Raw genomic sequence first — 12,504 nt, 5'->3', positions numbered from 1 at the left:
GACCGTGTGCTCGGCTCAGTCCAGCGAACGCAGGTACTCGACGAGCACCTTCATGAACAGCTCGGGCTCTTCGAGGTGCGGGCCGTGGCTCGACTCCTCGAAGATCTCCCAGCGCACGTCGGGGATCAGGTCGAAGTAGGGCTGCACCGCGCCGACGGTCACCTCGTCGTGGCGTCCGGACACGAGCAGCGTGGGAACCTCGATACGCGGCAGGAGGTCGGTCACGGACCAGTCGCGCAGGGTGCCGACGACATGGAACTCGCTCGGCCCGTTCATCGTGAAGTAGACGGTCGGGTCGTTGGCGATCTCCATCAACGACGCGGTCAGCTCGGTCGGCTTCGCCGGCAGACGGAAGACGTGGCGGTCGTAGAAGACGTTCATGGCCTCCAGGTACTCCGGGCTGTCCGTGCTGCCGGCGGCCTCGTGCGCGAGCAGCGTCTCGTTCACGCCGGGCGGCAACTGAGCGCGGAGCGCCTGGAGTTCCTTCCGCCACAGCGGATAGGAGGCGGGCGAGTCGGCGACGACGAGGCCCCGCAGGCCCTTCGGCCTCCGGGCGGCGTAGGCGGAGGAGAGCATGCCGCCCCAGGACTGCCCCAGGAGGACGAAGTCGTCGGCGATCCCGAGGGCGTGGACGAGGTTGTCCAGCTCGTCCAGGAACAGGTCCACGGTCCAGAAGTCCGCGCCCGCCTGCGGGAGGTGCGTCGAACCGCCGTTGCCGATCTGGTCGTAGTGCACGACCGGCCAGCCGTGCTCGGCCAGCGCGGCGAGGCTCAGCAGGTAGTCGTGCGTACTGCCCGGACCGCCGTGCACCAGCACCACGGTCGGCCGGGCGGCGTTGCGGTCCCCGGTGACCCGGTACCAGGTCCGGTACGGGCCGAAGGCCACGGTCCCTCGGGCACTCGGTGGCAGCGCCATGCGACTTCTCCTTCCACGCCGGATGCGGCGCGCGGATGCGCCGGACCGGCGGCGGCCGAGGGGTCCGGCGCGGCGCGCGCGGTCGGCGGGTCAGGTCCGGCATTCGGTTGCGACGGTAGTGACGGGAACGGGCCCGCGGACCCGCTGCGGCCCCCTGTAGGGGGCGGCGCTCCCCCTACAGCTGCCCGACCCAGTCCTCGACGACGGCGGCCGTGCTCGCGGCGTCGTCCTGGATGAGCGTGAAGTGGCTGCCCGGTGCCGTGCGCAGCACGTGGTCCGGGTCCCAGGGCCGGGCCTTGAGGTCGCCGGGGTCACCCTCGTACTGCGTACGGTCGAGGAAGTCGCCGGTCGCGGTGACGAACAGCACCGGCGCGGACACGGCGTCCAGCGTGAAGTCCGGCAGGATGTCGAAGTAGCGGCTCATCGCGGACAGCCGGGTGCTGTCGTAGCGGCCGACGGTGCGCTCGACCTCCAGCAGGCTCCGCGCCAGCCGGTCCATGCCGACCACCATGGCCTCGTCCTGCACCCGGTAGGTGTCCAGGAGGACCACGCCGGCCGGCACCACGCCGTGCACCCGCTCCAGGTGGTGCGCGGTGGCGTAGGCGATCAGCCCGCCGGAGGAGTACCCGAGCAGGACGAACGGCCGGCCCTCGGCGGCGGCCAGCACGTTCTCGGCCATGACGTGCACGACCGCCTCAGCCGACGCGGGCAGGGGCTCCGTGGCGGCGAAACCCGGCAGGGCCAGGGCGGAGACCGGCCGGGCTCCGCGCAGGTGGGACGCCAGCCTGGCGTGCTGGTGCAGACCGCCACCGGCCATCGGCGTCGAGACGCAGACGATCCGGGGGCCGCCGGGCCCGTCGCCCAGCCGGGCCGACGCCAGGGGGGTCGTCATTCCCTCGGAGTCGAAACTGTCGCGCAGTTCGGCCACGGCGCGCAGGACGCCGAACGCCTGGCCGACCTTGCCCGCCAGCACCGCCTCGCGGAACAGGCCGCTGAGGGAGTCGGCACCGGCGCCGGGCTCCGGGGCGGCGACCGGCACGGCGCCGCCCTCGGGGGGCGTGCCGGAGCCCGTGCCCGTGCGGACGGTGGCGCTGTCGTGGCCGGAACCGGGGTGGGGGTGGGAGGCGGGGTGGGGGCGGGGGCCGGCATCGGCATCGGGGACGGGCGCGGTGCCGGCATCGGCACCGGCGGCAGCCAGTTCGGCCTGGACGAGCGCGGCGAGCTGCTCCGGGTTCTGTCCGTCGAAGACGGCCATGGCCGGGAGATGCAGCCCGAGGGCCTTGTTGAGCTGGTTGCGGAGTTCGATCGCGGCCAGCGAGTCGAAGCCGGACTCCAGGAAGTCCCGTCGGGGATCGACGTCGGCCTCGTCGTCGAATCCGAGCACCGTCGCGACCCGTCCGAGGACGAGACGGCGCAGCTCGGCCAGTTGCTCCGCCCCGGACAGCTCGTGCAGCCGTCGGCGCAGCGCGTCGTCCCGCCCCGGTCCACCGCTCGCCGCCCGGACCACCCGCGGCGCCGGCACGAGGGCACGGAGCATCGGATGCGGGAGTTCGGGCAGCCGGCGCAGTGCCGGGAGGTCCAGGTGCATCGACAGCACCGCCGGCCGGCCGGCCGCCACGGCGGCGTCGAGGTCGGCGAGGCCCTCCCGCTCGGTCAGCGGCGGCATGCCCGTACGGCGCATGCGCTGCAGGTCGATCTCGCTGAGCCACTGGCTGAGACCGGTCTCGGTCTGCCACAGCGCGTAGGCGAGGGAGGTGGCGGGGAGGCCCTGCGCGTGCCGGTGTGCGGCCAGAGCGTCCAGGAACACGTTCGCCGCAGCATAGGCCGACTGCCCACCCGCCAACAACGAACCACCCACCGACGAGAACAACACGAACGCCGACAACGACAACGACGCCGTCAACTCATGCAGATGCCACGCCGCATCCGCCTTCGCCGCCAACACCGCACCCAACCGCTCCGCCGACATCCCCGTCACCATGCCGTTGTCCGCCACACCAGCCGCATGCACCACACCCGTCAGATCCCCGATACCACCCACCACCACGGCAAGCGCATCCCGATCCGACACATCACACGCCACCACCCGCACCCGCACAGCACCCGCACCGGCACCGGCACCGGACAACTCCGCCACCAACTCCCGCACCCCCGGAGCCCCCTCACCCCGACGACTCACCAACACCAACGACGACACCCCCGACGCCACCAGATGCCGCGCCACCACCGCACCCAGACCACCCGTACCACCCGTGATCAACACCGTCCCCCCGCCCCACCCCGACCCAGCACCCTCTTCATCGGGTCCCGTGGCGGGAAGGGGTGTGGAGACGGGTGCGGCGAGCCGGCCGATCCTCGCCTGGTACCAACGCCCGTCACGGACCGCCCACTCGGGCTCCCCGGACGCGGCCACACTGCGCCAGGCCCCGGCATCGACCGTACGAGGGTCGTCCGCGTCCACCAGGACGAAGCGGCCCGGGTGTTCGGACTGCGCGGCCCGTACGAGACCCCAGACCGGCGCCGCGGCCACCTCGGTCGGCGTGGCGCCGTCGGGTCCGGCCGCGCCCCGGGTGACCAGGATCAGCGTGGCACCCGCGCGCGCCGGGTCGGCCAGCCAGTCGCGCACGGTGCCGAGCACCGTGACGGCCAGCTCCAGTGCGGCGGCCGGGACGGGACCACCGCCCGGTACGCAGTCGGCGACGACCACGGAGCCGTACGCTCCGGCGAGTTCGGCCGGTGAGACCACCGGGACGGGATCGGCGCCCGCGAGAGGCGCCGGCGTGGCCGGCGTCCATGTCACCTCGAAGAGCGTGTCCGAGACCCTGGCGACCGCCTCCGGGGCCTCCCGCAGGACAAGGGATTCGACGGCGCCGACCGGCTGCCCGGCAGCGTCCGCGAACTCCACGTGTACGGCGTCCGCTCCACGGGCCGAGAGCCGCACCCGGAGCTCGCGCGCGCCCGTGCGGAACAGCCGGACGCCCTGCCAGACGAACGGCAGCACCGGACGCGAGCCGGGCGTCCGGTCACCGTGCACACCGAAGCGGAGGCCGTGCAGGGCCGCGTCCAGAAGCGCCGGGTGGACGGGGTGCCGCTCGGCGGTCACGTCCTCCGGCAGCACGATCTCCGCGTACACGTCGTCCCCGTGCCGCCAGGCCGCGCGCAGCCCCTGGAACGCAGGCCCGTACGCGTAGCCCTGGTCGAGCAGTTCGACGTAGAGGTCGTCGGTGTCGAGGGGCTTCGCGTCCGTAGGGGGCCAGGTCTCCGGAACTGCTGCGGCCGGGGCGGCAGCGGGTGCGCCGACGAGGGTGCCGGTGGCGTGGGTGGTCCAGGACGTCTCGGTATCGTCGGCGGGGCGGGAGTGGAGGGTGAGTTCCGCCCGGTCGCCGGCCGTGGTGACCTGGACCTGGATGTCCGTGCCGCCGTGGGCGGGCAGGGTGAGGGGCTGTCCGATGACGAGTTCGGCGACCTCGCCGTACCCGGTGACCTCGGCGGCGTACAACGCCATGTCGAGAAGGGCCGTGCCCGGTACGAGGACCACGCCGGCCACGGCGTGGTCGGCCAGCCAGGGGTGGCTGTTCACACCGATGCGGCCGGTCAGCACCGTGGAGAGACCGTCCGCGGTCGTGACCGAGGCGGCCAGCAGAGCGTGCCCGGTCTCCCGCAGCCCCGCCGCCCCCACGCCCACAGACGTCCGTACCGGTCCGGACAGCCAGTAGCTGCGGCGCTGGAAGGGGTAGGTCGGCAGGTCGAGATGACGTCCGGGAACGGGCAGGTGCCAGTCCACGGCCACCCCGGACGCGTACAGAGTGGCGGCCGCCGTGAGCAGAGTGACCTGAGCGGAGGTGCCCTCCTTGGGGCGGCGCATCAGCGGGGCGAAGGTCAACCCGTCCGCGTCGTCGAGACTCTGGCGCGCCATCGCCGTCAGTACGGCCTCGGGACCGACCTCCACGAAGCGTGTCACGCCGAGCTCCCTGGCCGTGGCCAGACCGTCGGCGAACCGGACCGCCTCGCGCACGTGCCGCACCCAGTAGCCCGGGTCCGTCAGCTCCCCCGACACGACCCGACCGGTGACATTCGAAACCACCGGAATGCCCGGCTCGGCATACGTGACGGTGCCAGCAACCCGAGCGAACTCCTCCAACATCGGCTCCATCAAACGCGAATGGAAGGCATGCGAGACCGACAACCGCGTCGCCCGCACGTCCGCATCGGCCGCACGGCCCGCCAACCGCTCCAGATCCGTGACCAGACCGGAAACGACGACTGCCGCTGGTCCGTTGACCGCCGCGATGTCGACCGCAAGACCGTCGACCAGCTTCTCCACCCGCTCCACGCCGGCAGCCAGCGCCAACATGCCGCCACCCTCCGGCAGCGCCTGCATCAACGACCCCCGCGCCACCACCAACCGCGCCGCATCCTCAAGCCCGAACACCCCCGCCGCATACGCGGCGGAGATCTCCCCGATCGAATGCCCCACCAACACATCCGGGCTCACACCCCAGTGCCGCAACACCCCCACCAAACCCGCCTGCACAGCGAACAGACCCGCCTGCGTGAACACCGTGGCATCCACCAACGACGCGTCCTCACCCCAGATCACCTCACGAATCGGCCGCTCCAGATGCCGGTCCAGCGCCTCACACGCCTCATCGAACGCAGCCGCGAACGCCGGCTCCACCGGGTGCAGTTCACGGCCCATCCCGAGCCACTGCGAGCCCTGCCCCGTGAACAACCACCCCGTCCGCCCCGACATCGCCCGGCCCGTCACGGCGCCGGCATCGCCGGAGGCGAACGACGCGAGGCTCTGCAGTGCCTCTTCTCGTGTGGAGGCGGTCACCACCGCTCGATGCTCCAACGCGGCCCGTCGGTGCGCCAACGTCGCGGCGACTTCGGTTACTTGCACGTCTTCACACGCGGCCCACCAAGCCGCCAGGCGTGCAGCCGATGCCGTGAGCGCCTCCGGCGAACGTGCCGACAGGGGGACCGCGACCGGGCCCTCGACGCCCGGATCGGGGGCCTCTGCTCCGATCGGGTCCGGAGCCTGCTCGACGATCACGTGCGCGTTGGTCCCGCTGATGCCGAACGACGACACCGCCGCCCGTCGCGGGCGGTCCAGCTCCGGCCAGGCACGCTCCTCCGTGAGCAGCTGAACGGCTCCTTCCGTCCAGTCGACCTGCGAGGACGGCGCGTCCACGTGCAGCGTCCGGGGCATGACTCCGTGGCGGATCGCTTCCACGAGCTTGATCACGCCGCCCACACCGGCGGCCGCCTGGGCGTGGCCGAGGTTGGATTTCAACGAGCCCAGGTACAGCGGCTCTTGGTTGTCGCGGCCCTGTCCGTACGTGGCCAGCAGCGCCTGCGCCTCGATCGGGTCCCCGAGGCGCGTCCCCGTGCCGTGGCCCTCGACCAGGTCGACGTCGGCGCCGGCGAGCCGGGCGTTCGCGAGGGCGGCCCGTATCACGCGCTGCTGCGACGGCCCGTTGGGCGCCGTGAGGCCGTTCGAGGCACCGTCCTGGTTGACCGCCGACCCCCGCACCACGGCCAGCACCGGATGCCCGAGCCTGCGGGCGTCCGAGAGGCGCTCCAGCAACAGCAGACCGACGCCCTCGGACCAGCCCGTGCCGTCCGCCGCCTCGGCGAACGAGCGGCAGCGGCCGTCGACCGACAGCCCTCGCTGCCGACTGAACTCCACGAACATGGCCGGAGTGGCCATCACCGTCACCCCGCCCGCGACGGCCAGCGAGCACTCCCCCGAGCGCAGCGCCTGCACGGCCAGGTGCAGGGCCACGAGTGACGACGAGCACGCCGTGTCCACGGTCACCGCGGGGCCTTCGAAGCCGAAGGAGTACGAGACACGGCCGGAGACCACGCTGCCGCCGCTGCTGAGGTCGCCGTAGTCGTGGTACATGACTCCCGCGAAGACGCCCGTGCGGCTGCCCTTGAGGGAGGCCGGTTCGATGCCGGCGCGCTCGAAGGTCTCCCAGGCGGCCTCCAGGAAGATCCGCTGCTGCGGGTCCATGGTCAGCGCCTCGTTGGGGCTGATGCCGAAGAAGACCGGGTCGAACCGGTCCGCGTCGTGGAGGAAGGCGCCGCGGTCGGTGTAGCTCTTGCCCTCGGCTCCCGGCTCGGGGTCGAAGAGGTCGTCCAGATCCCAACCGCGGTTGGTCGGGAAGGAGCCGACGGCGTCGACGCCGTCGGCGACCAGGCGCCAGAGGTCCTCCGGGGACGCGACACCGCCCGGGTAGCGGCAGGCCATCGACACGATGACGATCGGGTCGTCCTGGTCGGCGGTCGTGCGGACGACGACGGCTGCGGAGGCCTCCTCAGCCCTCGGTCCGGCAAGCAGCTCGTCCAGCAGGGCCGCGACGGCGGACGCGTTCGGGTGGTCGAAGACGAGGGTGGCGGGCAGCCGCAGGTCGGTCGCGGCGGTCAGCAGGTTGCGCAGTTCCACGGCGGCGAGCGAGTCGAAGCCCAGCTCCGAGAAGGGGCGGTCCGGCTCGACGTCGTCCGCGCCGGCGTGCCCGAGGAGGGCGGCGACATGGCCTCGCACGAGGTCCAGCAGGCGCCGGGCCCTGGCCTCCGGGTCCAGACCGGCCAGTGCGGCGGCCAGTCCGGAGGAGGCGGGGACGGCCGCGCGGGAGGCCTTGCGGCGGCCGGCGGGCACGAGGCCGCGCAGGAGTGCGGGGATCTCGTCGGTACGGGCACGCAGCGCGGCCCGGTCGACGGGCGTGGCCAGGACATGGGGCCGCTCGCAACGGAGGGCGGCGTCGAACAACGCGAGGCCGGTCTCCGCGTCGAGCGGCGGCAGTCCGAGGCGCCGGAGCCGCTGGACGTCCGACGCGCCGAGCGCGCCGCCCATGCCCTCGTTCAGCCAGAGGCCGTAGGCGAGGGAGGTGGCGGGGAGGCCCTGCGCGTGCCGGTGTGCGGCCAGAGCGTCCAGGAACACGTTCGCCGCAGCATAGGCCGACTGCCCACCCGCCAACAACGAACCACCCACCGACGAGAACAACACGAACGCCGACAACGACAACGACGCCGTCAACTCATGCAGATGCCACGCCGCATCCGCCTTCGCCGCCAACACCGCACCCAACCGCTCCGCCGACATCCCCGTCACCATGCCGTTGTCCGCCACACCAGCCGCATGCACCACACCCGTCAGATCCCCGATACCACCCACCACCACGGCAAGCGCATCCCGATCCGACACATCACACGCCACCACCCGCACCCGCACAGCACCAGCACCAGACCCAGACCCAGAGCCAGACCCAGAGCCAGACCCAGAGCCAGAGCCAGACCCAGTCGCGGCACCAGTCGCGTCACCAGCACCGGCACCGGCACCAGCACCAGCACCAGCACCAGCACCGGACAACTCCTCCACCAACTCCCGAACCCCCGGAGCACCCTCACCCCGACGACTCACCAACACCAACGACGACACCCCCGACGCCACCAGATGCCGCGCCACCACCGCACCCAGACCACCCGTACCACCCGTGATCAACACCGTCCCCCCACCCCACCCCGACCCAGCACCGTCGGGGTTCGCCTTCTCCAGGCGCGGTACGAGCCAGGTGCCCTGGCGGTGGGCGAGTTCGGGCTCCCCGGAGGCCACGACGGCCGGCCACACGGCGGGGTCGAGGTCGGCGGGGCGGTCGACGTCCGCCAGGACGAAGCGCCCGGGGTTCTCCGCCTGCGCCGCCCGCACCAGGCCCCAGACGGCGCCGGCCGCGGGGCCGGCCGGACCGTCCGGACCCATGCCGCCGCGGGTGAGCACGACCAGGGTGCGGTCGGTCCGCCGCCCGTCGGCGAGCCAGGTCTGCACGGTGCCCAGCGCGGCCTCGGCCGCCGCTGCCGTGGCCTCGGGAACGTGGCCGTCACCCGGCGTGCAGTCGCACACCACGATCGGGCCCTCGGCGGCGCCCAGTTCCTCGGGCGTGACGGTCGGGACCGGTTCGGCACCCTCGGCCGTGCCGATCGTCACCGGCTTCCAGGCCACGCCGAAGAGCGCGTCGGCGGTCGGATCGGGGGAAGAGAAGTGGTCGGGTGCGATCGGCAGCGAGGCCACCGACCCGACGGTGGCCACCGGCCGTCCCCTCTGGTCGGCGACGAACACCGCCGAGGCGGCCTGACCCTCACGCCGCTCGATGCGCACCCGCAGGGCCCGGGATCCGGACGCGTGCAGCGCGACGTCGGTCCATGCGAAGGGCAGGAAGGTCTGCCCCTCCGCCTCCTCGTCCCCGGCGATCAGGTCGATGTGCAGGGCCGAGTCGAGCAGCGCAGGGTGCAGGCCGTAGCTCTCGGCATCTGCGGATTCGGGCAGGACGACCTCGGCGAAGACGTCGGTGCCCCGTCGCCAGGCCGCGCGGAGGTTCCGGAACGCGGGGCCGTAGCGGTAGCCGCGCTCGGCCAGCCGCTCGTACCCGCCCTCGACCGGAATCGGCTCGGCGCCGGCAGGCGGCCACGTCGTGAGGTCGAAGGCGGCCGCAACGTGGGCCGTCGACAGCACCGCCTCCGCGTGGCAGGTCCAGTCCCCGGCGCCCCCGGCGTCTCCGCCGTCGTCGGGCCGCGAGTGGATGCCCAGGGCATGCCGTCCCGAGCCGTCCGCCGCACCCACGCTCACCTGCACCTGGACACCGCCGGATGCCGGAATGACGAGCGGGGTCCGCAAGGTCAGCTCCTCCAGGGCGGTGCACCCGACCTCGTCGCCCGCCCGGATCGCGAGCTCCACGAAGCCGGTCCCCGGGAAGATGATCGTCCCGTTGATGTCGTGGTCGGCGAGCCAGGGCTGCGCCTCGGCCGAGAACCGCCCGGTGAGGACGACGCCCCCGGTCTCGGCAACCGTCACCGCCGCGCCCAGCAACGGGTGCCCGGTCGGCGACTGGCCCACCTGCCGCGGATCGGCGCCGACCGGCATCGAGTCCTGCCAGAAGCGGCGGTGCTGGAAGGGATAGGTCGGCAGGTCGAGGTGGCGACCGGGGACCGGCAGGTGCCAGTCCACGGCCACGCCGGACACGTGCAGGGCTGCAGCCGCCGACTGCAGCAGGGCCTGGGCGCCGGGACCGTCCTCCTTCGGACGCCGCATCAGCGGGACGAACACCGACTCCGCGACGTCGTCCAGGTTCTGGCGGGCCAGCGCGGTCAGTACGGCCTCGGGACCGACCTCCACGAAGCGCGTCACGCCGAGCTCCCGGGCCGTGGCCAGACCGTCGGCGAACCGGACCGCCTCGCGCACGTGCCGCACCCAGTAGCCCGGGTCCGTCAGCTCCCCCGACACGACCAGACCGGTGACATTGGAAACCACCGGAATGCTCGGCTCGGCATACGTGACGGTGGCGGCGACCTCGGCGAACTCCTCCAACATCGGCTCCATCAAACGCGAATGGAAGGCGTGTGAGACCGACAACCGCGTCGCCCGCACCCCCACCCCCTCCGCCGCGCCGGCCACCCGCTCGAGCTCCGCCACCGGACCGGAGACCACAACGGCCCTCGGCCCGTTCACGGCCGCGACGTCCACGCCCAGACCCGCGATCAGCCCCTCGACCCGCTCCACGCCGGCAGCCAGCGCCAACATGCCGCCACCCCCCGGCAGCGCCTGCATCAACGACCCCCGCGCCACCACCAGGCGCGCCGCGTCCGCAAGCCCGAACACCCCGGCGGCGTACGCGGCGGAGATCTCCCCGATCGAATGCCCGACCAGTACGTCCGGGCTCACACCCCAGTGCCGCAGCACCCCCACCAGACCCGCCTGCACCGCGAACAGACCCGCCTGCGTGAACACCGTCGCATCCACCAACGAAGCGTCCTCGCCCCAGATCACCTCACGGATCGGCCGCTCAAGATGCCGGTCCAGCGCCTCACACGCCGCGTCAAACGCAGCCGCGAACACCGGCTCCGCCGCGTACAGTTCCCGACCCATCCCCAGCCACTGCGACCCCTGCCCGGTGAACAACCACCCCGTCCGCCCCGATATCACCCGTCCGGTGACTGCGGCCCCGGGGGCTTCCGAGGTGAACGCGGCCAGGCCGGTCAGCGCCTCTTCTCGGGACGAGGCGAGCAGGGCGGACCGGTGCTCCAGCGCCGCGCGTCCGTGGGCCAGCGCCGAGGCGACCTCGCCCGGTTCCACGTCCTCGCGACCGGTCCACCAGGAGGCCAGACGTGCGGCGGACTCCGTCAGCGCCTCCGGCGAGCGTGCCGACCAGGTCAGTGCCACCGGTCGTCCGGTCTTCGGGACCGAGAACTCCCCCTCCTCCGGCGCCTGTTCGACGATGACGTGTGCGTTGGTGCCGCTGATGCCGAAGGACGAGACCGCGGCCCGGCGAGGGCGGTCGTCCACCATCGGCCAGGCCCGCGCCTCCGTCAGCAGCTCGACCGCCCCGGCGGCCCAGTCGACCTGTGACGACGGCTGATCCACGTGCAGGGTCCGCGGCATCACGCCGTGCCGCATCGCCTGCACCAGTTTGATCACGCCCGCGACTCCGGCGGCCGCCTGCGTGTGCCCGAGGTTCGACTTCACCGACCCCAGATAGAGCGGCTCGCCGACCTCACGGCCCTGCCCGTACGTGGCCAGCAGCGCCTGCGCCTCGATCGGGTCGCCGAGCCGCGTCCCCGTGCCGTGCCCCTCCACCAGGTCGACCTGGTCCGCGCCGACCCGCGCGTTGGCGAGAGCGGCCCGGATGACGCGCTGCTGGGAGGGCCCGTTCGGCGCCGTGAGGCCGTTCGACGCACCGTCCTGGTTGACCGCCGAGCCTCTCACCACGGCCAGCACCGGGTGTCCGAGCCTGCGCGCGTCCGACAGCTTCTCGACGAGCAGCAGACCGACGCCTTCCGACCAGCCCGTACCGTCCGCCGCGTCGGCGAACGACTTGCAGCGGCCGTCCGCGGCCAGTCCCCGCTGACGGCTGAACTCGACGAAGGTCTCCGGCGTCGACATCACCGTCACCCCGCCGACCAGGGCCAGCGAACACTCCCCCGACCGCAGCGCCTGCACCGCCAGGTGCAGCGCCACGAGCGACGACGAACACGCGGTGTCCACCGTCACCGCCGGTCCCTCGAGGCCGAACACGTAGGAGATGCGGCCGGAGGCGATGGCGCCGGTCGCGGAGTTGTACGGGTAGTCGTGGTACATGACGCCCGCGAAGACGCCCGTGCGGCTGCCCTTCAGCGTGCCCGGGTCGATGCCGGCGCGCTCGAAGGCCTCCCAGGACGTCTCCAGCAGCAGGCGCTGCTGCGGGTCCATGATCTGGGCCTCGTTGGGACTGATGTTGAAGAAGGCCGGGTCGAAGGCGGCCGCCTCGTGGAGGAAGCCGCCCTCACGTGTGTACGACCTGCCCTCGACGCCCGGCTCGGGGTCGTACAGGCCGTCGACGTCCCACCCGCGGTCGGCCGGGAACGGCGAGACCGCGTCGCGGCCCTCGGCGACCAGGCGCCACAGGTCCTCCGGGGAGGCGACGCCGCCCGGGTAGCGGCAGGCCATCGACACGATCGCGACGGGTTCGCGGCTGTCCGCCGTGACCTGTCGCAGCTGTCCGCGCAGCCGCTCGGTCTCCTTGACGGAGGCGCGCAGCGCATGGACGAGCTTCTCGT

General features: G+C 72.8%; 1 protein-coding gene and 1 pseudogene. Both read right to left on the bottom strand.

Going from position 1 to position 12,504, the window contains the following annotated elements; genetic code table 11:
- Positions 1-15 precede the first annotated feature (15 nt).
- Complete coding sequence (locus ACIRQF_RS33765; RefSeq protein WP_404098239.1) at positions 16-915, bottom strand: proline iminopeptidase-family hydrolase; 900 nt, start codon at positions 913-915, stop codon at positions 16-18.
- A gap of 175 nt (positions 916-1,090) precedes the next feature.
- Positions 1,091-12,469: pseudogene (locus tag ACIRQF_RS33760) on the bottom strand (SDR family NAD(P)-dependent oxidoreductase); the annotation flags it as partial.
- Between the last annotated feature and the right edge of the window lie 35 nt (positions 12,470-12,504).

The organism is Streptomyces sp. NPDC101191 (assembly GCF_044767915.1).
Taxonomy (GTDB): Bacteria; Actinomycetota; Actinomycetes; order Streptomycetales; family Streptomycetaceae; genus Streptomyces.
The sequence above is the reverse complement of the archived record's forward strand: the minus strand, read 5'-3'. Positions and strand labels throughout refer to the sequence as shown.